Below are 23,705 nucleotides of genomic sequence, written 5' to 3'. Positions count from 1 at the left end.
CAGAGACGCCTTCGGCGCCCGGCGGGAGCCGCCCAAGCTCCCGTCCGGCGGCATGCGAGGCCCCGTCAGAACCAGATCTTCTCCGCCTCGCGGCCCTTGTAGAGATCGGCGACGAATTCGCCGTAACCGTTGAAGAGCAAGGTGGGCCTGCGGTTGCCCGTGGTGATGTCCTCCTCGCTCGCCTGGCTCCAGCGGGGGTGGGGCACCTTCGGGTTCACATTGGCCCAGAAGCCGTATTCGCCGCCCTGCACCTCTTCCCAGAAGCTCACCGGCTGCTTGTCCGTGAACGAGAAGCGGACGATCCCCTTGATGGACTTGAACCCGTATTTCCACGGCGTGACAAGGCGAAGCGGTGCGCCATACTGGCCCGGCGCCGGCTTGCCGTAGACACCGGTGACGAGGAAGGCGAGCTCGTTCGTCGCCTCGGCGAGGGTCAGGCCCTCCACGTAGGGCCAGGGGAAGCGGAAGTCCTTCTGGTTCGGCGCGACCTTCGGATCGAGGAAGGTCTCCATCCGCACATATTTCGCCGCCGAGGTGGGGGCGGCCAGGGCGACGAGGTCCTTCATGGGAAAGCCGGTCCAGGGCACCGCCATGGACCACGCCTCGACGCAGCGGTGGCGGTAGAGCCGCTCTTCCAGCTGCACCTTTTTCAGCAGGTCGTCGATACCGAATTCCTGGGGCTTTTCGACCAGCCCGTCGATCTTCACCAGCCATGGCCGGCGCTGGAAGCGCCCCATGGAGGGAGCGACGTTCTTGCCGTAGCTGAACTCGTAGTAATTGTTGACCACGCTGGACTTGTCCTGCGGCGTCACCGGGCGGTCCAGGGTATAGCGGGGGTTCTGCGCGGCCGGATAGAGGCCGGCGGAGGGGTCCGGCAGATCACCCACCCGCTGCGCCACGGCGGGACCTGCGACAACGCCGGCCGCGAGCAGAGCCGCGCCGGCTCCCATCAGCTCTCGCCGGGAAAAATAGAGCGCTTCGGGCGTCGCGGAGGACGAGGGCAGCTCCCATCCGCGCGTGCGACGAACATGCATGCTGTGTGGTCTCCAATCGCGCCGGCACGATCGAAGAGCACGGCCGCCGGGGCAACTCAAACGGCCGTGTGCCGGCTCAATCCCGCGTGAGGCCGAAATCCCCCCGTGAGCCCGAGGCCACCCGCGCGGCTCAGCGATGGCTCGGCGAGGACGGCTCCAAGGTCAGGGTCGCGCCGGCGAAGGACACGCTGAGACCGCTGTCGGCGGAAACGCTGAGCGGCTGGAGCGTCACCTGCCGCGTCGCATCCTGCGAGGCGAGGAGGTTGGCAGAAAAGCCGGGGCCGATGGCGAAGCCGGTGGAAAGGCCCACATACTTGCCTGTGAGCGCTCCGGCCTCCACCTGGGGGGCCGTGGCGAACACCGCCCACAGCATGCTGCCCTGGTCGGATATCCCGAAATCGAGACCCATCCTGTCGAGGGTTCCCGCATAGTAATGGTTCACGCCCATGGAGGGGCGGAACTCGCATCGCACGCGGCGGGTGGAGCCGAAGCCGTACGCGGTGGCGAACTCGCCCCGGCACTCCAGAAGACCGGCTGACACCTGCGGCATGCCTTCCGCGCCGATGGCCAAGGCCGGCAGGAGGGCTGACCCGGCAAGCGCGAGCGGCAGAAAGCGGCGCATCTCTTCCCCCTTCGCCCGAAGCGAGGCCGGGCTCCGCAATCGCGCCCGCGCCACTCTCCGAACGAATCGAGTATGCCCTGCCCTTTGGTCTTTTTGGTGAATCTTTCCGGCTGGACCGGAAAAACCTCGCCTGCCCGATCAGTTCGGCAGGAGAATCAGCGTGAGGTCGGCGATCCCGGCCGCCACGTCCGCGCCGACCATGCCTTCCACCGACACGGTCTGCAGCGCGATCTGGTTGTTCGAGCCGCCGAGCAGCACGTTGGCCCCGGCGCCGATGGTCCAGGCCGCATCCGCCGAGACACCCACATAGCTGCCGGCAATGTCGCTGGGGACCGGATTTGCGGTGGGCGCGAACACCGCCCAGGCCAGGGTGTCGGCGGCGAGCACGCCGATGTCGATGCCGAAGCGGGCGATGGTCCCCTTGTAGCGGGACTTCACCACATAAGGCTGCACGCTGGTATTGCGAAACTCGCAGACCATCTCGCGCATGGAGCCGAGAACGAAGCCGACGGAAGGGGCCACCTTGCAGACCAGCATGCCCGACTGGACCTTGGCCGCGGACTGCGCGGCGGCCGGCGTCGTGGCAGCGGCGAGGGACAGGGCAAGAGCGGTGACGGCGGCAAAGCAAGCGCGCATGAGGTCCCCCTGAATTTCAGTGCGCGCAGACCTAAGGCGCCGAACCTCGGGACGCAACTGCCACGTTGCGGCCGTCCCGCCGCGCCCACCCGGACCATCCTCCACACATGCGGCGCGACCCGCACCGGGCCTTGAAAACGCCTGCGCCCCCAACCTTGCGGCAGGGGGCGCGGCGAGAACCTGCATGCGGCGCGAATGCCGCAGCGGAACTGACTTTTCAGGAGTGCTCCGGCTGCGGTTCGCGGCCGAATCAGCGCAGGGTCAGGCCGGAAACGCCGAGGGCGAGATTGAGGCCGGTCTGGCCCTCGAGGGACAGCGGCTGAAGCGCAAAGGTGTTCTGCGAGCCGCCGACCAGCACGTTCGCGCCGAGGCCGACGCCGATGGAGGCCGAGCCGGCGGCGCCCACATAGGTGCCACGCAGGGCGCCGGCGGGAACCTTGGCGGAGGGGGCGAACACGGCCCACACGAGCGTGCCGCGGCCGTTCACGCCGATGTCGAGGCCGACGCGGGTGACGGTGCCCTGATACGAACTGCGCTTGACCCCACGCACCGCCGGACGGAAGAGGCAGCTCATCTCGCGCACGGAGCCGATGATGAAGGCCACGTTCGGCGCCATGTTGCAGGTCAGCGTGCCGACCTGGACGCGCGACTGGGCGGACGCAGGCAGTGCACCAACGACGAGCAGGGCAGCCGCCGCGAGGCCGGCCTTGAGAACAGTCTTCATGATGTCGTTCCTCCTGTAGGAAGCGGGCGGGTTGATCCCTGCACCCGACGACAGCGAAGCCTTAGCCCAGACTTCACTGCTGCGCCAACGCTTCAATCGGGCACAAGTTCCTTTTTCGGCTGAACTGTGCCTGTTTCAGCCCAGTGAGCCGCAGAAGCGCTGAATACGACGGCACGCTTCCTCAAGGTCAGAGGTGGCGGTGGCGTAGGAGATGCGGAAGGCCGGGCCGAGGCCGAACGCCGAGCCGTGCACCACCGCGACGCCCTCCGCCTCGAGGAGCTGGGTGGCGAAATCCTCGTCGGTCTCGATCTTCACGCCCGAGGGCGTCGTCTTGCCGATGGTGCCGGCGCAGGACGGAAACACATAAAATGCCCCCTCCGGCTTGGGGCAGGTGAGGCCCTTCGTCTGGTTCAGCATGGAGACCACGAGGTCGCGGCGCTCCTTGAACACCTTGTTGTTGGCGGCGATGAAGTCCTGCGGCCCGTCGAGCGCCTCCAGCGCCGCCCACTGGGCGATGGAGGAAGGGTTGGACGTGGACTGGGACTGCAGCGTGCCCATGGCCTTGATGAGGACCTCGGGGCCAGCCGCGTAGCCGATCCGCCAGCCGGTCATGCAATAGGTCTTCGACACGCCGTTCATGGTCAGCGTGCGGTCGTAGAGCCGCGGCTCCACCTGCGCCGGGGTGACGAACTTGAAGTCGTCATAGACGAGGTGCTCGTACATGTCGTCGGTGAGGATCCACACTTGGGGATGCTTCACCAGCACGTCGGTGAGCGCCTTCAGCTCGCCGAAAGTGTAGGCCGCGCCGGAAGGGTTGGACGGGGAATTGAAGATCAGCCACTTGGTCTTCGGCGTGATGGCCGCCTCCAGCACCTCGGGCTTGAGCTTGAAATTGTCCTCGAGCCGGGTCATGGCCGGAACCGGCTTGCCGCCGCAGAATTCCACGATGTCCGGATAGCTCACCCAGTAGGGCGCAGGGATGACCACCTCGTCGCCGGGGTCAATGGTGGCCACCAGGGCGTTGAACAGCACCTGCTTGCCGCCCGTGCCCACGGACACCTGCGAGGGCTTGTAGGTGAGGTCGTTGTCGCGCTTGAACTTGCGGCAGATGGCGGCCTTCAGCTCGGGAATGCCGTCCACGGCGGTGTACTTGGTCTCGCCCCGGCGGATGGCGGCGATGGCCGCTTCCTTGATGTTGTCGGGCGTGTCGAAGTCCGGCTCGCCGGCCGAGAGCGCGATGATGTCCCGCCCCGCCGCCTTCAGCTCCCGCGCCTTGTTGGAGATGGCGATGGTGGGGGAGGGATTGATGCGCTTCAGTGCGGACGAGATGAGGCTCATGGCCTTGAGGCTCCGGACACGCCCTGCCGCACGGGGGGGCCGGCGGAGGGGCAGAACGTTGAGGAATGCTGCATCGGCAGGACGCGCGTCAGCATCGCGCACCGGCAAGGGCCGGCGCGGGCGGACACTAGTTCAGCCCTTGCGCGCAAACAAGCAAGGATCGTGAATGTGCGGGCACGCGCGCGTGATGGAACGACGGGCCGCCCCGCAGGCCTTGCGGCGAAGCCTGCGGCCCGCCACATGCGCGGCACGCGGGGCGAGGAGACGGGACAGGTGCTGACGCTCTATTCGACGCAGTCCTCGGGCAATTCCTACAAGGTGCGCCTGATGCTGGCGCGGCTCGCCCGCGCGTTCCGCCTCGTCGAGGTGGACATCTTCGCCGGCGAGAACCGCACCCCCGAATTCCTCGCCATGAACCCGGAGGGCCGGGTGCCCCTGCTCGCGGTCGGCGGGCGCATGCTCGCCGAATCGAATGCCATCCTGTTCTACCTGGCCGACGGCACGCCCTTCCTGCCCGAAGACCCGTTCGAGCGGGCGGAGACCCTGCGCTGGATGTTCTTCGAGCAGAACAGCCACGAGCCGGGGATCGCCACCGCCCGCTTCTGGCTCCGCCAGGTGCGCGGCGGGCGGGACCTGCGGACCCACGACGTGGACCGCTGGATGGAGGAAGGCTACGCCGCCCTGCGCGTCATGGAGCGGCACCTGGAGGGACGGCGCTTCTTCGTGGGCGACCGCCCGACCATCGCGGACATCGCGCTCTATGCCCATACCCACGTGGCCGAGGAAGGCGACTTCTCCCTCGCGGCCCTGCCCCATGTGCGCGCCTGGCTGGCGCGCGTGGCTGCGGAGCCCGGCCACGTGGACATGGACTGGCGCCCCGCGGCGGCGGCGGCATAGGCCGGGTCTTGCCGACGCGTGCGGCCCGAACGCGCCCCCGGCGGAGCGGAACCGCGGGCAAAACAGCGGGGACGACTCGCATTTCCGTGAGCGGCTGACATCATCTTGCCATCTTCGCCTCGGGCCAAGCCGCTGTCTGGCCACGATTCTTCGGCACGTTTGCGGGCATGGGCGGAACTGATTCGCGCCCCTTGACGTTACGAAGTCACGTTCATCCCGAGCGAGATCATCATGTCCGGACACAGTGCCGTGGAAATGGGACACTTCACCCTGGGCCGCCTGGACGACCCGGGCGCAACGCGCTCCTCCGCCGATCCGGACGTGCTGGCGCGCGCGGTGCGTGCCCACAAGCTCGGCGACGCCGTCGCCCAGGCCGCCCTCACCTTCGCCCTCATGCTCGCCATCGGCGCTGTCGCCTTCGTCCTCAGCGCCGAGCACGCCGCCGCCGCGAGCCAGCTCATCGTCAACGGCGTCATGGACAATTCCGCGGTGCTGCTGGCGCTGGCGGCCATCGGCACGGCCCTGCTCGTTGCCCGGCGGGCGGCCGTGCGCGTGGCCCGGGCCCGCATCGCCCGCGGCGACGCCGCCGGGACTCATGCGACGCGCATCCGGTCCCGCTGAGCCGGCGGCGCGGCTGCGCCCGGTTCCCCTCAATCGCATCGTCCCGCCGGGTGTCGCGTCCGCGCGCATCCGTCGGGACCACAGGACCGCCGCCCCGCCGTCCCGCCTCGGTCGCCGCGCCCGAATCACCACCCTCGCTTTGCTGCTCGCCCTCCTTGCGCTGATCGCCGTCTGGGCCGTTTCCGCAGCGGCGCAGGCGCAGGAAACCCGGAGCTTCGCCGGCGAAACCATCCGCGTGGTGCCGTTTGCTGCCGGGCTGGAGCATCCCTGGAGCCTCGCCTTCCTGCCCGACCGCCGTATCCTCGTGACCGAGCGGGCGGGACGGCTGCGGGTGGTGGACGCGGCCGGCCGTATCGGCCCGCCCGTGGCGGGCGTGCCGCAGGTGGCGGCGCGCGGACAGGGCGGCCTCCTCGACGTGATCCTGGATCCGAATTTCACCACCAACCGCCTCATCTATCTCAGCTTCGCGGAACCGCGCCCGGATGGCGCGGCGACCGCCGTCGCCCGCGCCCGCCTCTCGGAGGACGCCGCGCGCCTCGCCGACCTCACGGTCATCTTCCGCCAGCAGCCGGCCCATTCGGGCGGCAACCATTTCGGCTCACGCCTCGTCTTCGCGCCGGACGGCACGCTGTTCGTCACCCTGGGCGAGCGCTTCGACCTCATGGACAAGGCGCAGGACCTGTCCACCACCCTCGGCAAGGTGGTGCGCATCGCGCCGGATGGTGGCATTCCGGCGGACAACCCCTTCCGCGACCGCCCCGGCGCGCGGCCGGAGATCTTCAGCTATGGCCATCGCAACGTGCAGGCCGCCGTCATCGAGCCCGCCACCGGCCGGCTGTGGACGGTGGAGCACGGCCCGCGCGGCGGCGACGAAGTGAACCGGCCGGAGGCAGGAAAGAACTACGGCTGGCCCGTCATCGGCTACGGCCGGCACTATTCCGGAGCGAAGATCGGTGTGGGACCCAGCAAGGAGGGCATGGAGCAGCCCCTGTTCTACTGGGACCCCTCCATCGCCCCCTCCGGGGCCGCCTTCTATTCGGCCGACCTCCTGCCGGCCTTCAAGGGCCAGCTCTTCGTGGGAGCGCTGGCCGGGCAGGCGCTGCTGGAGGTGAAGGTGCGCGACGGCGCGGTCATCGGCGAGGAACGCCTGCCCCTCGGCAAGCGCATCCGCGACGTGCGGCAGGGGCCTGACGGAGCCCTGTGGCTCGCCACCGACGACACCGGCGAGATCCTGCGCGTGGTGCCGGCCCGCGCCCGGGACTGAGCCTTCCACAAGCGCGCTTTTCTTCGCCGGGCCGCCCCTTAAGATCGCCGGCGGACGCCATGAACCGCAGCCGTGCTGCGGCCGCCCGCCGGAGTTGCCATGCCCGCCACCCTCCTCGCCAGGAATGCCCTCGTGCTCGTCACCATGGACGGGGAGCGGCGGGAGATCCCCGGCGGCGGCCTCTATGCCGAGAACGGGCGGATCGTGGCGGTAGGCCGCGACGCCGAGCTGCCGCAAGGCGCCGACACCGTCATCGACCTGTCGGGCCACGTGGTGCTGCCCGGCCTCGTCAACACCCACCACCACATGGTGCAGAGCCTGACCCGGGCCGTGCCCGCGGCGCAGGACGGGGAGCTCTTCACCTGGCTGCGCACCCTCTACCCGCTGTGGGCCGGCCTGACCCCGGCGATGGTGGAGACCTCCACCCTCACCGCCATGGCCGAGCTGATCCTGTCCGGCTGCACCACCACGTCCGATCACCTCTACATCTATCCGAACGGCTGCCGGCTCGACGATTCGATCCGCGCCGCACGGCAGATCGGCATGCGCTTCCACGCCGCCCGCGGCTCCATGAGCGTCGGCGAGAGCAAGGGCGGCCTGCCACCGGACCGGGTGGTGGAGGACGAGGGCTTCGTGATGCGGGATGCCGAGCGCCTCATCGGCGCCTATCACGACCCCGCCCGCTTCTCCATGCTGCGGATCGTTCTCGCCCCGTGCTCGCCGTTCACCGTGAGCCGGGACCTCATGCGCGAGACCGCGCGCCTCGCCCGCAGCCACGACCTGACGCTGCACACCCATCTCGCCGAGAACGATTCGGACGTCCTGTTCTCCCACCAGACCCTGGGCATGAGCCCGACGGACTACGTGCGGGAGCTCGACTGGGTGGGGCCGGACGTGTGGCACGCCCACTGCGTGAAGCTGGACGAGCCGGGCATCTCCCTGTTCGCCCGCACCGGCACGGGCATCGCCCATTGCCCGTGCTCCAACATGCGCCTTGGCTCCGGCATCGCCCCGGTCCATCGCTTCCGCGCCGAGGGGATCCGGGTCGGCCTCGGCGTGGACGGCTCCGCCTCCAACGACGGGGGCCACCTGCTGGGGGAGGCCCGGCAGGCCATGCTGCTCCAGCGCGTGGCCAACGGGCCCGATGCCATGAGCGCGCGCGGCGCCCTCGAAATGGCCACCCTCGGCGGCGCGCGGGTGTTGCGGCGCGACGACATCGGCGCCCTCGCGCCCGACATGGCGGCGGACTTCGTCGCCTTCGACATGTCCGCCCTGCCCTATGCCGGCGCGCTGCACGACCCGGTGGCGGCGCTGCTGTTCTGCCAGCCGCAGCAGGTGGCCCTGAGCGTCATCAACGGAGAGGTGGTGGTGCGGGACGGCCGGCTTCTGACCATCGATGTTGCCGCGACGGTGGCGCGGCACAACGCCATGGCCGCCGAACTGGCGCGCCAAGCCGGCGCTTGATAAGACACGCCCGCGCGGAACGGTCTGGCTTCCGGCGACCCGGATGCGAGGGGCGCGCCGGAACGGGCGCCGCCGGCACCGCGGGGGCGTAACGGAGTGGACCATGGGTAAACGCATCGTCGCGGTGCGACACAGCCCCGACTGGCTGGCCCTGACCGAGGACGACACCCGGCGCTTCCTCAGGCGCCATGGCATCGACGAAAACCTGCTGGTGGACTTCATTGCCTTGTGGGACCGCGCCTTGAAGGTGGACTACCGCACCTTCCGCCACGAGATCGCCGCGCTCTCCCGTGCCAGCTTCTCCGCCGTGCGCGGCGCCGAAGTGATGTCGCACGTGGCCCTGCGCGCCACGACGCCGGCGAAGGACGACCTCGTCGTCTTCGTGGACGACGACGACTGGCTGGCGCCAAGCCTGTTCGAGGAACTGGCCGCCGCCTGCCCGCGGCCGCTGAACGGCATCTGGTGGGGGTCGATCCTAGTGGGCCCGCAGCTTACCACCTACGAAGCCTCGCAGTACGATCCGATCATCGAGCTGCGCCCGCTCGAGCGTGTGATCTACACCAACAACTACGCCGTGACCGGCCGCGCCCTGAACTGGCACGGCTACGGCCGGCTATTCGAGCACTATCACGCCGACCGGCGCTTCGGGAAATTCTGGTGGCCGCCGAAGAAGGTGCCGAAATATCTCTCGGCCGCCTCCAAGCATCCCTGCTCGACCGTGTCGGTGCAGTTCTTCATGGCGCAGCCGCAGTTCCGCGCCGATCCGCGGCGTCACGTGGGGCGCTTCGCCGAGCAGTTGGCGGAAGCACAGATCCCCGCGGGCTACGACTGGCTGAAGGCGCCGGTGGGCCAGGTGGAGGCGCTGGTGCGCCGGGCGCTCGGGGAATAGACCCTCAGAATTTGTGGAAGATGAAGAAGGCGCCGCCGGCGATGAAGGCGAAGCCCACGAGGTGATTCCAGCCCAGCGGCTCCTTCAGGTAGAGCACGGAGAAACCGGCAAAGACAAGCAGGGTGATGACCTCCTGCATCGTCTTGAGCTGCGCCGTGGAATAGACTTCCGAGCCGAAGCGGTTGGCCGGAACGGCGAGGCAATACTCGAAAAATGCAATGCCCCAGCTTGCCACGATGGCGATGAGCAGTGGTGACGACTTGTGCTTGAGGTGGCCGTACCAGGCGAACGTCATGAAGACGTTCGAGGCGACCAGCATGACGATGGGCAGGATCTGCGGTGGCAGGAGAGACGTCAGGGAGGGCATGGGGCAGCTTCAGGACGATTAACCGGCCTGCATGATGGACCATCAGGGTCGTTGCGACCATGCGGGCCGTCCCTGTTGCTTCTCCCATGCACGCGTTTCCCCGGCGGCGTCCGTGCGGCGATCGCCACTCATGGATGCAAATTTATCACACACAATCAAAGAGGGAGATGAGCCCCCGTCTCGCGTTGACCGTGCGCGCGAATCTGTCACAACTAAAAGTTGAAATCATTGATTGGGGGCAATCATGAATAAATATCCTTTGATGGCGGCTCTTGGACTCGGCTTCGGCCTCGCCGGGTGCGCCGGCGGCGTTCCCTTCGGTGCCCGCGCCGTCTCCCCTCCGGAAACCGGAATTCGGGCCGCCTATCTCTACACGTCCTACGATCGGGCGGGATCGAACGGTCAGGGACCGGTGTCGATCGCGCTCTTGTGCGACATGCCGGCGAGCCTCTTGAAGGGCATTTCGTATCAGGATGAAAGCACCGTCGCCGACATCGACCTGCTCTCGACGTTTTCGGTCAGCGGCGGCGTATCGGGCCTCAAATTGTCGGTGGTGTCGGCGGAATTGCAGGGCTCCCTTTCGGACTATTACGAACTCAAATTGACCCGGGTCGTGAAGCGCTATGTATCTCAGGAACAGGCCAACGCCGTCTTCAGCCAGCTCGTGTCCCGGCGGGGCTGCGCCGCAGCCTATATGAGCGAACGCTCCGCCCGCGCGGTCTACCAGATCCGCGCGGTTTACCTGGGAGACGTGCATTTCGGGGTGAAGCGGGACGCGGGCTTCTCCGCCGACCTTGCGATCAAGCTGAAAGCCCTGGAGCCGAAGATCAAGGCTCAGCTCAAGCGCGCCTACAACCTCTCGTTTGACGGCAAGCAGATGGTCGGCGCCGTGGAAACGATCCCGCGGTAGGTGCACGGCGTTGCGAGCCGGGGTGGCGCGGCCCATATTCCCCCCATGGCCAAAGCATCCCGTCCCGGCAAGCTCGGAGAGCGCTCCCAGCGTCACTTCGAGCCGGCGCCCCAGCAGGCGCTTGATCCCGCGCTCGCCCAGTCCCTCGGGCTCGAGCCGGGAGCGCTCTCGCTCGATTTCGAATCGGCGGGAGCATCCGCCACCGTGCAGGCGCTCTCGCGGCTGATCGAGGAGGGACGGCCCGAGGTCAACGGCCAGACCTGGATGCCCCATCGCCCGCCCCGCCCGGAAAAGTCCGAGGGCGGCGTCCACTTCACCATGAAGAGCGACTTCGAGCCCGCCGGCGACCAGCCCCAGGCCATCGCCGAGCTGTGCGCGCAGGCTGAGGCCGGCGAGCGCGACCAGGTGCTGCTCGGCGTCACCGGCTCGGGCAAGACCTTCACCATGGCCAAGGTGATCGAGCAGCTCCAGCGCCCGGCCATCGTGCTCGCCCCCAACAAGACGCTGGCGGCGCAGCTCTACGGCGAGTTCAAGAGCTTTTTCCCCGACAATGCGGTGGAATATTTCGTCTCCTACTACGACTACTACCAGCCGGAAGCCTACGTTCCGCGCACCGATACCTATATCGAGAAGGAATCTTCCATCAACGAGCAGATCGACCGCATGCGCCATGCGGCCACCCGCTCGCTGCTGGAGCGCGACGACGTGATCATCGTCGCCTCGGTGTCGTGCATCTACGGCATCGGCTCGGTCGAGACCTATTCGGCCATGACCTTCGACATCAAGGTGGGCGAGCGCATCGACCAGCGCGCCCTCCTCGCCGACCTCGTGGCCCTGCAATACAAGCGCATTCAGTCCGATTTCGCCCGCGGCACCTTCCGGGTGCGCGGCGACAGCGTGGAGATCTTCCCCGCCCACTACGAGGACCGCGCCTGGCGCGTCTCCCTGTTCGGCGACGAGGTGGAGAGCATCGCCGAGTTCGATCCACTCACCGGGCACAAGAGCGGCGACATGAAGAGCGTGCGCGTCTACGCCGCCTCCCACTATGTCACCCCGCGCCCGACGCTGATCCAGGCCATTTCCGGCATCAAGGCCGAGCTGAAAATGCGCCTCGACGAGCTCTACAAGATGGGCCGCCTGCTGGAAGCCCAGCGGCTGGAGCAGCGCACCCGCTACGACCTGGAGATGATGGAGGCGACGGGCAGCTGCGCCGGCATCGAGAACTATTCCCGCTGGCTCACCGGCAGGAAGCCCGGCGAGCCGCCGCCCACCCTGTTCGAGTACGTGCCGGACAACGCCCTCGTCTTCATCGACGAGAGCCACGTCACCATCCCGCAGATCGGCGCCATGTATCGCGGCGACTTCCGCCGCAAGGCGACGCTGGCCGAATACGGCTTCCGCCTGCCCAGCTGCATGGACAACCGGCCGCTGCGCTTCGAGGAATGGGAGGCCATGCGGCCGCAGACCGTGCACGTCTCCGCCACCCCCGGCACCTGGGAGATGGAGAAGACCGGTGGCGTGTTCGTGGAGCAGGTCATCCGTCCCACCGGCCTCATCGACCCGCCGGTGGAGGTGCGCCCGGCGCGTACCCAGGTGGACGACCTCCTCGGCGAGGTCCGCGCCGTGGCGGCCAAGGGCTACCGCACGCTGGTCACGGTGCTCACCAAGCGCATGGCCGAGGACCTCACCGAATACCTGCACGAGAACGGCATCCGCGTGCGCTACATGCATTCGGACATCGACACCATCGAGCGCATCGAGATCATCCGCGACCTGCGCCTCGGGGCGTTCGACGTGCTCATCGGCATCAACCTGCTGCGCGAGGGCCTCGACATCCCCGAATGCGGGCTGGTGGCCATCCTCGACGCGGACAAGGAAGGCTTCCTGCGCTCCGAGACCTCGCTGGTGCAGACCATCGGCCGCGCCGCCCGCAACGTGGACGGGCGGGTGATCCTCTATGCCGACCGCGTCACCGGCTCCATGGAGCGGGCCATGGCGGAGACCTCCCGCCGGCGCGAGAAGCAGGTGGCCTACAATACCGAGCACGGCATCACGCCGGAGAGCGTGAAGAAGGCCATCGGCGACATCCTCAACTCGGTCTACGAGCGCGACCACGTGCAGGTGGATGCGGGCCTTGCCGAGGACGGCGCGGCCTTCGGGCACAATCTCAAGGCGGTCATGGCGGACCTGGAGAAGCGCATGCGCGCCGCCGCCGCCGACCTCGACTTCGAGACCGCCGCGCGCCTGCGCGACGAGATCCGCCGGCTGGAGGCCACCGAGCTTGCGGTGGCGGACGATCCCCTCGCCCGGCAGGAAGCGGTGGACGACAAGACCGGGGGCTACAGGGGCGCCCGCAAATACGGCAAGGCAGCCAACCTGCCGCCGAAGGAAGGCGCCGCCGCCCTGTTGCCGCGCGGCCGCGGCGGGGCCAAGGGCAAGTCCCGCGGCTCCGAGCCGGAGGGCATGGGCGAGGCGCAGGCGCCCTATGCGCCGCCCGAGACACGCGCCCACAAGCCCTCCCTCGACGACATGGGCCCCGGCTCCGACCGCGTCGTCCCGCTCGCGGAGGACAGCTTCCGCCCGGGTCCCCGGCCGGATCCCGGAACCAAGGGCTACCGGAAAGGCGGCCGCCGCTCGAAGTGAGGCAGCGGCGTGCGGCGCCTTGTTTCATCGAGGCGGTGAAATCAGCAGCGACCGATCAAAGAGGGCGGCGAGGCGGTGACACCGCTTCGCCGCCGGCGGCCCTTTCCATCCGGCCCACCACCAGTTCGTCGATCTCCAGGCGGACGATGCGTGCCCGTCCGATGCGCAGGCGGCCGATGGCGAGCGCGCCGATCGCCAGGGCGCCGACCGTCAGCGCCCCAACCACCAATGCGCCGACAGCCACCGCTCCGACGGCACCGGCACCGGCCGAGCCGGCGCCGAGCGCTCCCTTGCGCAGGACGACGTGGCGACGCCGTTGCGCCAGCCCGCCTCTTGCGGCCGGCGCGCCTTCGGCCGCGGTTCCGGAAGCATGGGCGCGAGGCTGCGGCTGTCCTGTCATGGCGACGGTCCTCATCTCGGTTGGCAAGGCGTGCCTGGGCGCTCGCGTCCTCCTGCCCATCCTCTCCGCCTGCGGCCGGGCGGGAAAACGCGTGGTGAAGCTTAGCCCCGCGCGCACCGGGCGGAACAGCGGAATCGCGGTTGCCGGGCACGCCGCCGGCGCGGTCCCCTTGCGGTCGCCGCAAAAATGGAGGAATTTGCGCGCCTCACTCGCGGGGAATGCATCAATTCACATGAATTAATCGTTCTACACCTCGCGGATGGGTCGGGTTTGACGACGGCACGCCGCGCGCGAGGATGAGGGCGACGGTTCGCGCCGGGAACAGCGAGACGGACGGGTCGATGAGTTCTGAACGGATGACGCATCTGAAGCGTCTGGAAGCCGAATCCATCTTCATCATGCGCGAGGTGGCGGCGGAGTTCCGCAACCCGGTGATGCTGTATTCCATCGGCAAGGATTCCGCCGTGATGCTGCATCTCGCGGTGAAGGCGTTCTATCCCTCGCGCCCGCCGTTTCCGCTCATGCACATCGACACCACCTGGAAATTCCAGGAGATGATCGCCTTCCGCGACGAGATGGCGAGGCGCCTCGGCTTCGACCTCATCGTCCACAAGAACGAGGACGGCCTCGCCCGGGGCATCAACCCGTTCGACCACGGCTCCTCCCTCTACACCCACGTGATGAAGACCGAGGCGCTCAAGGAGGCGCTGACGTTGCACGGCTTCGACGCGGCCTTCGGCGGCGCCCGCCGCGACGAGGAGAAGAGCCGCGCCAAGGAGCGCATCTTCTCCTTCCGTACCGCCAGTCACGGCTGGGACCCGAAGAACCAGCGGCCCGAGCTGTGGAACCTCTACAACGCCCGCGTCCGGCCGGGGGAGAGCATCCGGGTGTTCCCGCTGTCCAACTGGACCGAGCTCGACATCTGGCAATACATCCTGGCGGAGAACATCCCCATCGTGCCGCTCTATTTTGCCGCCGAGCGGCCGGTGGTGGAGCGCGACGGCCAGCTGATCATGGTGGACGACGAGCGCCTGCCGCTGAAGCCGGGCGAAACCCCCGAGCAGCGCCGGGTGCGCTTCCGCACGCTGGGCTGCTACCCGCTCACCGCCGCCATCGACAGCGACGCGGACACCCTGGAGGCCATCGTGCGGGAGATGCTGCTCGCCCGCACGTCGGAGCGCGCCGGCCGCCTCATCGACCATGACGAGGCCGCCTCCATGGAGAAGAAGAAGCGCGAGGGATATTTCTGATGAACGAGGCCCCCGCGCACAGCGCCTTCGCCGACTACCTCGCCGCCCACGAGCAGAAGAGCCTTTTGCGCTTCCTCACCTGTGGCAGCGTCGACGACGGCAAGTCCACCCTCATCGGCCGCCTGCTCTACGACACCAAGCTGCTGTTCGAGGACCAGCTGGCGACGCTGGCCTCCGATTCCCGCAAGCACGGCACCGCGGGGGAAGACCTCGACTTCGCGCTGCTGGTGGACGGCCTCGCCGCCGAGCGCGAGCAGGGCATCACCATCGACGTCGCCTACCGCTTCTTCGCCACCGACAGGCGCAAGTTCATCGTCGCCGACACCCCCGGCCACGAGCAGTACACGCGCAACATGGCGACGGGCGCCTCCAATTCTGATCTCGCCGTGATCCTGGTGGACGCGCGCAAGGGCATCCTCACCCAGACGCGCCGCCACTCCTTCATCGTCTCCCTGCTCGGGCTGAAGCACGTGGTGCTGGCGGTGAACAAGATCGACCTCGTCGACTATTCGCAGCAGGTGTTCGAGGAGATCGTCGCGGCCTACAGGAACTTCGCCAGCGACTTCGGCTTCGAGACGCTGGTTCCCATCCCGCTGTCGGCCCGCCACGGCGACAACGTGATCGAGAAGAGCACCAACACGGCGTGGTACGAGGGCCCGTCCCTGCTGCAGCACCTCGACACCGTGGAGGTGGAGAGCGAGGCGCGCGCGCGCCCGTTCCGCCTGCCGGTGCAGTGGGTGAACCGGCCGGACCTCAATTTCCGCGGCTTCTCGGGCACCATCGCCTCCGGCGTGGTGCGGGTGGGCGATGCCGTGGTGGTCGCCGGCTCCGGCGCCACGTCCGAGATCGCCTCCATCGTCACGCAGGATGGGCTCCTTGCGGAAGCCGGCGCCGGCGAGGCCGTCACGGTGACGCTGAGGGACGAGATCGACGCCTCCCGCGGCGACGTCATCGCGGCCGCCGACGCGCGTCCGGAGGTGTCGGACCAGTTCGCCGCCCATCTCATCTGGATGCACGAGGAGCCCCTGCTCCCGGGACGGCCCTATCTCATGAAGATCGGCAGCCGCACGGTCGGCGTGTCGGTGACCGAGATCAAGCACCGGGTGGACGTCAACACCTTCCAGAAGCTCGCCGCCAAGACGCTGGCGCTGAACGACGTGGCGGTGGTGAACATCGCCACCCACGATCCCATCGCCTTCGACCCCTATGCGAAGGTGCCGCAGACCGGTGCCTTCATCGTCATCGACCGCATGACCAACCAGACGGTCGGCGCTGGCATGGTGGATTTCGGCCTCAGGCGCGCCACCAACGTGCACTGGCAGGCCCTCGACGTCTCCAAGGACAGCCGCGCGGCGCTGAAGCGCCAGCGCCCGGTGGTGCTGTGGTTCACCGGCCTGTCGGGGGCGGGCAAGTCCACCATCGCCAACCTCCTGGAAAAACGCCTCAACGCGCTGGGCCGGCACACCTATCTGCTGGACGGCGACAATGTGCGGCACGGCCTCAACAAGGACCTCGGCTTCACCGACGCCGACCGGGTGGAGAACATCCGCCGCGTCGCCGAGGTGTCGCGTCTGTTCGTGGATGCCGGGCTGATCGTGCTGGTCTCCTTCATCTCCCCGTTCCGGGCGGAGCGGCAGATGGCGCGCGAGCTGATGGGCGACGGCGAGTTCGTCGAGATCTTCGTCGACACGCCGCTGGAGGTCGCCGAAGGTCGCGACGTCAAGGGCCTCTACAAGCGGGCCCGTGCCGGCCAGATCAAGAACTTCACCGGCATCGACAGTCCCTATGAGGCGCCCCTCGGTGCGGAGATCACCATCGCCGGCGGGGCGCTCTCCCCGGAGGCCGGTGCCGAGGAGGTGCTGGCCTTCCTGCTGGAGCGCGGCTACCTGACCTGACGGCCTGGGGCCGATGCCGGCACGGTGCCACCCCGTTAGGACGCAGGGACGGCTCCCCGCTCAGAGGGGAGGGGCGCCGGCTCGACCGCCTCGAAGTCCTCTGCCTCGCTGTCGGCGATGACGGGCAGATGGGCAAGGACATCCTGCCAGCGCGTGCCCGGCTTCTGTTCGAGATCCCCGAGGAATTGCACGAAGGACCGGACCGCCGGGCGCGGCGACCGGAACCAGGCGGCGCCCAGGTGGCGGGCGCAATGCTCCGAGAAGGCCTGCAGCGCCGCGTCGGGCACGAGGTGTTTCTGGGCGTCGCCGCAGGCGAATACGTCGCGCACGTGGACGAGCAGCGCCCGCAGGTCTTCCGGCGTGAGGCCATCGAGCCGCAGGACGGTGCCGGACAGCTCCGCGATGGGGCTCCCCGGCAGACCCGCGCGCAGCGCCGGGACCCCGGCGAGGCCGCGGTGCGTGTCATAGAAGACTTCCGGCGTTCCGCCAAAGGCGATGCCGAGCCCGATCGCCGGGCGCGTCTGGTGACCCGCGTCTTGATCCGGGCGCATGTCTTCGAGCATGCGCAGGATCTGCCCGTAATTCTCGTCGCGTGCCTGCGCATCCCCCAGACCGTAGAGGCTCTCCATGTCGTCGAAGACGGCGAAAAGCCCGCCATAGCCGGCAAGCCGGACAAACGAGGCCAGGAGCTTCAGGGCGTCGGCGATGCCGCCGTCGTCGACAAGGGTGTGCGCACCCACCGCCTGCCGGGTCTGCGGCCGGGTGGAATAGCCGCCGCGCAGCCAGCGCAGCGCGGCGGCCGTGAGGAGCCCGTTCCCGTCCTCGCTGCCCTGCCAATAGGCCTTGAGGACGACCGCATAGTCATCAATGGCCGCGGGGTCCTCCACCTGTGCCCGCAACGAGGTCAGCCGCTCGTCGATCACGCGGTCCACCGTCCCGCCCTGAGCCTCGGCCTGCCTGACGCAGGCGATGAGGAAACGCTCGACCACGCTCGCAAGGGCCCCGCCCTCCGGCCGGGTGCGTGTCGCCATGTTGCGGACCGCCTGCGCAAAGAAGCGGCGGGCCTGCCCGCCGCCGGGCTGGAGGCGGCGGTCGGGCGCCAGATCGGCGTGGATGGTCACCAACCCGCGTTCTAGGGCGGCGAGACGAACGAGGTTGAGGAGGAAGGTCTTGCCGGCGCCACGTTCACCGACGACGAAGCGCAGCGCCGCGCCGCCGCCGGCGACCCGATCGATATCCGCCAGCACCAGCGATGCCTCGGCGGCGCGCCCCGCCTGAATGTGGCGCAGCCCGAGACGCGGGACCAGGCCCGACGCCAGCGCCCGCAGGATCGCCTCCCGCTCGCGCAGGGTGAGCGGAGGCGACGGGCTCATGCCGCATGCTCCGGAATGTCCAGCTGCATGCGTGCCGGATCGAGCACGCGGATCGGGTCCTCGCCGTCGATGACGGCTTCGCCCAACGCCGCGAGCCCCCACGCGTTGATGATCTCGCAAGCTCCGTCGGGCAGCAGCCGGAGGCTGCGGGCGAGCGCCTCCACGTCCTCGCGGGGCATGCTGCCTTCGGCCAGCAGCGCCGCTAGGAACTGGCCGTGCCGACGGTCGAGCCCGGCATACGGCGGCGCGCCGTCGCCGCCGGGATCGGATGCACAGGATGCCCCGGCCGGGACCGCCTCCGCAGCGAACAGCCCGGCGAGCAGCTGCGACACCTCCACGGCATCCTGGCGGTGGCGCGCGGCGGCCTGCGGATCGTCGCTCCCGCCGGAGCGCGCCTGGGCGGCGCCGGCCATGGTCGAACCGTTCGGTGCCGGGTCTTCCGCAGCGGTGACGCCGGCATACGGGTCGGCGGATGCGCCGACCGGCAGGTGCAGCGCCGCGTGGATCTGCCCGATGAGCATTTCCCCCGCGACTGACGCTTGCCCATTCGGCAGAAGCGCGCCGGTCGCCGAACGGGCCACCTGCAGCCGCAGGTTTTCCGGCAGGCTGGACAGTTTGCTCCTCGCCGCCGCCCAGCGCGGCGCATCGGCGAAAAGAAAGCCGAGATAGACAAGGAGACGCATGCGCTCCGCGGTATCCAGGCCGCTGACGTGCCGCAGCTCCGCGCTGACCGCCGCATAGGCCTCGCCGGCGGGGGGCCGCCGGCCGGCGCGGCGAGCACCACCACCTCGCACATGCATTTCGCCGACCGGTAGGCCGGCTTTTCCCACTCCACCGGCGCCCCGCCTTCGGCCCGAAACAGGAGGACGCGTCCCTCGCCCACCGGCGCGCCGGACCCATAGCGCGGGTCCGGCTCGAAGCCGATGTCGAGGAGATCGAGCAACGTCGAGATCTGGCTGCGCTGCGCGCTCCCCAGCACGCCGTGGCCGGGGACGGGCAGTGCAAGGATGTCGAACAGCTCTGCCACGCCGAGCTGCGCCACCTTGTGCCCGTTCAGCATGACGCCCAGCCGATCCCTCATCGCCCCAACCACGGCATTCCGGTCCGGTCCCGCGAGCTCGGGCGGCAGAAGCACGACGGCCTCCGGCGTGTCACGCAGCGCAGGATTGCGCGCGAGGAGCCGGGCATAGGGCTCGAGGGCTTCGGTGCAGGCGTCGGCCAGATCGCGCAGCCCGCCGAGCGACGCGCGGACGGCCGCAATATCCGGCACCGGCGCGCCATCGACCAGGATGTCGACCTCCCCGCCGAACGCCCCGCTCGCGGCACGATAGGAGAGCTTGAGGGGGATGGGTGGCGCGGAAACCTTCAGTCCGGCGGGATAGCGCTCGGCGAAGCCGAGCGTCCAGAGGGCGACGAACGCATCAAAGCAGCGAGCGATGGACGGGCGCAGGCGCGTGTCGGGCAGCGCCAGATGCCATGTGAGCGCGTCCCCCGCCGCGAGCGGCTCGCCGTGAGCAAGCTTTCGGCCGAGACGCCGCCGGGCGAGCAGGCTGATGTCGTAGCCCGCAGCAGGCTGCGGCGACAGAGCCGGATGCTGGTCGGTTGCGTGCAGGACATCCAGCGCGTCGAGGAAGCGGCGGGCATGCCCCCTAAAGGCGCCGTGCCGCCCGTGGATTTCGAGCAGGCGCCGCACTTCATCGGCGAGCGCCCGGTGCTCCTGCCGCGCGCCTTCGATGAAGTATCTGCGTTCCAGCCCGTAGAAGAAGAGGAAGACGTAGCCGATGCCGATCTCCGGATCGCACCGCCCGCCCGCCAGCCATTCGAGATAGGTCCTGCGCTCCCGCGGCTGGATGCCGCCGTAGGACGGCCAGGGCGGCATGGCGCCGCCGGGCCGGTCGACATTCTCGCCCAGCGGCAATCGCGGATCGACCACGCAATTGTCAGGATCCCCGTGCATGGCCGTGGAGGCGGCGCCGCCCACATAGATCATGCCCGACGTGATGGTGATGCCGCCGATGCTGACCGCCTCACCCGGCGCGATCCACCGGGCGGGCTCCTTCGCGCTCCTCGCTCTCGCGGCGACCGAACTGCGCGGTTGTGCTTCGGAAGCGGGGGCGGAAACCGGCAGCGGGCGCGCAGACGCTCGGCGCGGCCTGCCCAATTTCACCCACCAGAAGATCAGCCCGGCCGCCGCCAGGCACGCCAGCAACCACCACACCGTCAACTCCCGGAACGCGCACGTTCAACCATGAGCATGACAGGAGTTGCAAAGGATGGCCAGCATCGCCCGGCCCTCGGGCGGTGCTGCGGCGGGAACCATCGCCTCATCCGATGAACGCCGTGCGCGCCTTCCGTGCCAACGCCCGGCGACGGCGGGCGACAACCCGTGGCGGCGCCGCGTCGTTGCACATCTTCGTGACCGATCGAGGCGGCGGCGCCCGACAAGACGCCGCTTTCCCCGGCATCCGGCGGGACCGCGAGGCGATCCCGGCCCCGGCGAGCGCCCTTCCCCCGCTGCGCGGGATCACTCCGCCGGCGGCCGGCGCGCGATGGTCTCCTCCAGCGTGCCGTCGGGCGCGAGATACTCGATGAGCCGCAACGTCCGTTCCCCGGTGCCGGCGAGCTTGGCGACAATGCCGCGCAGCATCTTGAAATCATGTGTCGAAAGCGGCTCGAACAGGGTGTCGTTGGCGGGCACCTGGACCCTTGTCATCTCGCCGAGCCGGCGTTCGGCCTCCTCGGTGACGGCCAGCACCACGCGGCGGCGGTCCTCCGGATTTGTGACCTTGGTGACGAGCCCGGCCGCCACCAGCTTGTTCACCTCGATGGTCACGAACGCGCCGGACAGGTGCAGATGCTCGGCAAGCGTGTTCACGCCCAGTTCCGGCGCGCGAGCGCTGAGGCGGGCGATGGAGGTGAGGATCGTATATTGCGTGCCCGACAGGCCGATGAGCCCGCCGAGCCGGTCGCGCACCTCCTCGATGGCGGCGGCAAAGGCCAGCATGTCGTGCACGAGGTCGCGGAACTCGAGGTCTGAACCGTCGACCAGCAGAGCGGGACGAGAAGTGGTCAAGGGCAATGGCCTTCGGGCTTTCCGGATTTCGGCTTGGGCATCGGATCTGCGCTCCCTGACGCGCGGATTCTGAGCGTTGCGTTGCCCACTCTTATCCTCGCACGGGCCTTGACGTCCATCACCTGCCTATAATAGCTTTGTTGCAAAGCTAATTGCCTTCTGGACATCGCCCCATGTCGTCATCACCGGCAGAAGCCTTCGACGTCGATGCCTTCCGGCGGACTCTCGGCGCATTCGCCACCGGCGTGGCCATCGTCGCCGCCGAGGCGGATGACGGCAGCCTCGTCGGCATGACCATGAGTTCGTTCAACTCGGTCTCCCTCGATCCGCCGCTGGTGCTGTTCTCGGTGGCGCGCTCAGCCCTCTGCCTGCCTGCGCTGAAGTCCGCGCGAGCCTTCGGCATCTCCGTGCTGGCGCAGCACCAGCAGGAGCTTTCCACCCGCTTCTCCCGCGCCCGGGGCGAGAAATGGGCGGGGGTCTCCCACCTGCGCGGCGCGCACGGCGCCCCCCTCGTGATGGACGCGGCCGCCCATCTGGAATGCGTGCCCCACGCCCTCCACGACGGGGGCGATCACGAGATCTTTATCGCCCGCGTCCTCGAACACCGGGCGCAGGCGAGCGACCCCCTCATCTTCCACGCCGGCCGCTACCGCAGCCTTTCGGCCGCGCACTGAACATCCGAAAGGACGAGCCATGATCAAGACCGGTGCCGAGCACGTCGTCAGCCTGAGGGACGGCCGCGAGATCTTCCTCGACGGCCAGAAGGTCGCCGACGCCACCACCCATCCCGCCTTCCGCCGCGCGGTGGCCTCGGTGGGCCGCATGTTCGACTTCCACAGCGCGTCGGAAAACCGCGCGCTGATGACCTTCGAGACCGACACCGGAACGCGGGCCAACCGCATCTGGCAGCTGCCGACGAGCTACGAGGAGCTCAAGATCCGCCGCCACGGGCTCGAGGCCTGGACCGAATTGCACGCCGGCTTCCTCGGCCGCGCGCCGGACCATGTCGCCTCCTGCATCTCCGGCATGTATATGGGCCTCGACCAGTTCGAGCTCTACGACCCCGCCCGGGCCCGCGCGCTCGCCGATTACTACCGCTACGCCCGCGACAACGACCTTTACCTTACCTACGTCATCATCAACCCGCAGGCCGACCGCTCGAAGAATGCGGCCGAGCAGGCCGACCCCTTCCTCTCCGCCGCCATCGTGGACGAGGACACCTCCGGCATCACCGTGCGCGGGGCGAAGATGCTGGCCACCGGCGGCATCATGGCCAACGAGGTGTTCGTCACCTGCATCCAGCCCCTGCAGAAGGGGGAGGAGCCCTATGCCCTCTCCTTCGCCATTCCCATGAATGCCAAGGGGTTGAAGATCCTTTCCCGCAAGTCGTACGAGGCGGGCGCGCCCTCGGTGTTCGACAATCCCCTGTCGAGCCGCTTCGACGAGAACGATGCGGTGCTCTATTTCGACGACGTGAAGGTGCCGTGGGACCGCATCTTCGTCGCCGGCGACATCGCCATGACCGGCAAGCAGTTCCATGCCACGCCCGCCCACGTCTACCAGAACTACCAGGCGCAGATCCGCCTCGCGGTGAAGCTGAAATTCCTGCTCGCCATCGCCCGCCGCATCACCGAGGTGAACGGCACCACGGGCTTTCCCCAGGTGCGCGAGATGCTGGGCCAGCTCGCCGCGGAAGCCGCCATGGTGGATGCCTTCGTTGCCGCCATGGAGGCGAAGGGCACCACCTATGGCCCCTATTTCATCCCCGACCGCCACACCCTCTACGCGGCGCAGACGCTGGCCCAGCAGCTCTACGGCAAGTTCATCACCACCCTGCGCGAGCTCGCCGGCGGCGGCATGATCATGCTGCCGTCCTCGGTGCACGATTTTGAGAATCCGGAGCTTGCCAGGCTCATCGGCAAGACCCAGCAGTCCCCAGCCGCCGGCGCGGAAGAAAAGGTGAAGTTCTACAAGCTCGCCTGGGACGCGGTGGGCTCGGAATTCGCCTCGCGCCACACCCAGTATGAGATGTTCTACGCGGGCGCGAGCTTCGTGGTGAAGGGCCATTCCTTCCGCACCTATGACTGGGCGGGGGCCGAGCGGCTGCTCGACGCCATGCTCTCCTCCTATTCCCTCGCCGACGAGGTCGCGCCGGCTTCCGCGGCCCGTGCGGCGGAGTGATGCACAACCACCCGTCATCCCCCGGCTTGTCCGGGGGATCCACCCGGAGGCTCGCCCTGCACCCGGCGGCCTGCGGCGCGGCGGCGGACGAGTGGATGCCCCGGACAAGCCGGAACATGACGGC

General features: G+C 68.7%; 21 protein-coding genes and 1 pseudogene. 11 read left to right on the top strand and 11 right to left on the bottom strand.

Annotated features, from left to right (window positions below):
* Nucleotides 1-65: 65 nt before the first annotated feature.
* The 5 genes from msrP to EZH22_RS14830 form a co-directional block, all read right to left on the bottom strand.
* A complete protein-coding gene (gene msrP, locus EZH22_RS14850) occupies nucleotides 66-1,034 on the bottom strand; it encodes a protein-methionine-sulfoxide reductase catalytic subunit MsrP (protein WP_203191356.1) in 969 nt (322 codons plus the stop codon).
* Between the two features lie 130 nt (nucleotides 1,035-1,164).
* Nucleotides 1,165-1,656, bottom strand: coding sequence for a DUF992 domain-containing protein (locus EZH22_RS14845; RefSeq protein WP_203191355.1), 492 nt, complete (start codon nucleotides 1,654-1,656; stop codon nucleotides 1,165-1,167).
* Nucleotides 1,657-1,794: 138 nt separating this feature from the next.
* Nucleotides 1,795-2,292 (bottom strand): DUF992 domain-containing protein, encoded by a 498-nt coding sequence (locus EZH22_RS14840; protein ID WP_203191354.1) that lies wholly within the window; start codon nucleotides 2,290-2,292, stop codon nucleotides 1,795-1,797.
* A gap of 250 nt (nucleotides 2,293-2,542) precedes the next feature.
* Nucleotides 2,543-3,016, bottom strand: coding sequence for a DUF992 domain-containing protein (locus tag EZH22_RS14835; protein WP_203191353.1), 474 nt, complete (start codon nucleotides 3,014-3,016; stop codon nucleotides 2,543-2,545).
* Between the two features lie 135 nt (nucleotides 3,017-3,151).
* Nucleotides 3,152-4,354, bottom strand: a complete 1,203-nt coding sequence (locus tag EZH22_RS14830; RefSeq protein WP_203191352.1) for a pyridoxal phosphate-dependent aminotransferase — start codon at nucleotides 4,352-4,354, stop codon at nucleotides 3,152-3,154.
* A gap of 240 nt (nucleotides 4,355-4,594) precedes the next feature.
* Here EZH22_RS14830 and EZH22_RS14825 point away from each other — a divergent pair, with 240 nt between their 5' ends.
* From EZH22_RS14825 to EZH22_RS14805, 5 genes are all read left to right on the top strand, one after another.
* On the top strand, nucleotides 4,595-5,251 hold the full coding sequence (locus EZH22_RS14825) for a glutathione S-transferase family protein (protein WP_408647602.1): 657 nt from the start codon (nucleotides 4,595-4,597) through the stop codon (nucleotides 5,249-5,251).
* A 231-nt stretch (nucleotides 5,252-5,482) separates the two neighbouring features.
* On the top strand, nucleotides 5,483-5,872 hold the full coding sequence (locus EZH22_RS14820; RefSeq protein ID WP_203191351.1) for a hypothetical protein: 390 nt from the start codon (nucleotides 5,483-5,485) through the stop codon (nucleotides 5,870-5,872).
* A complete protein-coding gene (locus tag EZH22_RS14815) occupies nucleotides 5,847-7,136 on the top strand; it encodes a PQQ-dependent sugar dehydrogenase (protein WP_231710968.1) in 1,290 nt (429 codons plus the stop codon). Before EZH22_RS14820 ends, EZH22_RS14815 begins: the two co-directional genes overlap by 26 nt.
* 99 nt (nucleotides 7,137-7,235) lie before the next feature.
* Nucleotides 7,236-8,600, top strand: a complete 1,365-nt coding sequence (locus EZH22_RS14810; protein ID WP_203191350.1) for an 8-oxoguanine deaminase — start codon at nucleotides 7,236-7,238, stop codon at nucleotides 8,598-8,600.
* A 103-nt stretch (nucleotides 8,601-8,703) separates the two neighbouring features.
* The gene (locus EZH22_RS14805) at nucleotides 8,704-9,489 is read left to right on the top strand and encodes a hypothetical protein (protein ID WP_203191349.1); all 786 of its coding nucleotides are present in this window, start codon (nucleotides 8,704-8,706) and stop codon (nucleotides 9,487-9,489) included.
* A 4-nt stretch (nucleotides 9,490-9,493) separates the two neighbouring features.
* On the opposite strand, the gene EZH22_RS14800 is transcribed toward EZH22_RS14805, so the two are convergent.
* Nucleotides 9,494-9,856, bottom strand: coding sequence for a DMT family protein (locus EZH22_RS14800; RefSeq protein ID WP_203191348.1), 363 nt, complete (start codon nucleotides 9,854-9,856; stop codon nucleotides 9,494-9,496).
* A gap of 232 nt (nucleotides 9,857-10,088) precedes the next feature.
* Here EZH22_RS14800 and EZH22_RS14795 point away from each other — a divergent pair, with 232 nt between their 5' ends.
* Nucleotides 10,089-10,766 (top strand): hypothetical protein, encoded by a 678-nt coding sequence (locus EZH22_RS14795; RefSeq protein WP_203191347.1) that lies wholly within the window; start codon nucleotides 10,089-10,091, stop codon nucleotides 10,764-10,766.
* A gap of 45 nt (nucleotides 10,767-10,811) precedes the next feature.
* The gene (gene uvrB, locus EZH22_RS14790; RefSeq protein ID WP_203191346.1) at nucleotides 10,812-13,409 is read left to right on the top strand and encodes an excinuclease ABC subunit UvrB; all 2,598 of its coding nucleotides are present in this window, start codon (nucleotides 10,812-10,814) and stop codon (nucleotides 13,407-13,409) included.
* Between the two features lie 55 nt (nucleotides 13,410-13,464).
* On the opposite strand, the gene EZH22_RS14785 is transcribed toward uvrB, so the two are convergent.
* Entirely contained in the window at nucleotides 13,465-13,809 is a 345-nt protein-coding gene (locus EZH22_RS14785) for a hypothetical protein (protein WP_203191345.1), read from the bottom strand.
* 341 nt (nucleotides 13,810-14,150) lie between these two features.
* Between EZH22_RS14785 and cysD the strand changes: the two genes are divergently transcribed.
* Both cysD and cysN read left to right on the top strand, forming a co-directional pair.
* The gene (gene cysD, locus EZH22_RS14780) at nucleotides 14,151-15,059 is read left to right on the top strand and encodes a sulfate adenylyltransferase subunit CysD (protein ID WP_231710967.1); all 909 of its coding nucleotides are present in this window, start codon (nucleotides 14,151-14,153) and stop codon (nucleotides 15,057-15,059) included.
* On the top strand, nucleotides 15,059-16,954 hold the full coding sequence (cysN, locus tag EZH22_RS14775) for a sulfate adenylyltransferase subunit CysN (protein WP_203191343.1): 1,896 nt from the start codon (nucleotides 15,059-15,061) through the stop codon (nucleotides 16,952-16,954). Before cysD ends, cysN begins: the two co-directional genes overlap by 1 nt.
* 35 nt (nucleotides 16,955-16,989) lie before the next feature.
* Here cysN and EZH22_RS14770 read toward each other — a convergent pair whose 3' ends face one another.
* The 4 genes and pseudogenes from EZH22_RS14770 to EZH22_RS14755 all read right to left on the bottom strand — a co-directional run bounded on the left by EZH22_RS14770 (nucleotide 16,990) and on the right by EZH22_RS14755 (nucleotide 21,400).
* Nucleotides 16,990-18,327 carry a BREX system ATP-binding domain-containing protein gene (locus tag EZH22_RS14770; RefSeq protein ID WP_203191342.1) on the bottom strand — a complete coding sequence of 446 codons (1,338 nt, stop codon included), beginning with the start codon at nucleotides 18,325-18,327 and terminating at the stop codon, nucleotides 16,990-16,992.
* Nucleotides 18,324-18,740: a tellurite resistance TerB C-terminal domain-containing protein gene (locus tag EZH22_RS31830; protein ID WP_231710966.1), complete on the bottom strand. Its 417-nt coding sequence runs from the start codon at nucleotides 18,738-18,740 to the stop codon at nucleotides 18,324-18,326. The genes EZH22_RS14770 and EZH22_RS31830 overlap by 4 nt, the downstream gene beginning before the upstream one ends.
* Nucleotides 18,741-19,831: 1,091 nt before the next feature.
* Nucleotides 19,832-20,317: pseudogene (locus tag EZH22_RS31825) on the bottom strand (TerB N-terminal domain-containing protein); the annotation flags it as partial.
* A 534-nt stretch (nucleotides 20,318-20,851) separates the two neighbouring features.
* A complete protein-coding gene (locus EZH22_RS14755) occupies nucleotides 20,852-21,400 on the bottom strand; it encodes a MarR family winged helix-turn-helix transcriptional regulator (protein WP_231710965.1) in 549 nt (182 codons plus the stop codon).
* A gap of 173 nt (nucleotides 21,401-21,573) precedes the next feature.
* On the opposite strand from EZH22_RS14755, the gene EZH22_RS14750 reads away from it, so the two are divergent.
* Together EZH22_RS14750 and EZH22_RS14745 are read left to right on the top strand one after the other, a co-directional pair.
* The gene (locus EZH22_RS14750) at nucleotides 21,574-22,074 is read left to right on the top strand and encodes a flavin reductase family protein (RefSeq protein WP_203191340.1); all 501 of its coding nucleotides are present in this window, start codon (nucleotides 21,574-21,576) and stop codon (nucleotides 22,072-22,074) included.
* A 19-nt stretch (nucleotides 22,075-22,093) separates the two neighbouring features.
* Entirely contained in the window at nucleotides 22,094-23,581 is a 1,488-nt protein-coding gene (locus tag EZH22_RS14745) for a 4-hydroxyphenylacetate 3-hydroxylase family protein (RefSeq protein WP_203191339.1), read from the top strand.
* Nucleotides 23,582-23,705: the final 124 nt, after the last annotated feature.

The sequence above is a fragment of the Xanthobacter dioxanivorans genome (assembly GCF_016807805.1).
In the GTDB taxonomy this organism is placed as follows: Bacteria; Pseudomonadota; Alphaproteobacteria; order Rhizobiales; family Xanthobacteraceae; genus Xanthobacter; species Xanthobacter dioxanivorans.
The sequence above is the reverse complement of the archived record's forward strand: the minus strand, read 5'-3'. Positions and strand labels throughout refer to the sequence as shown.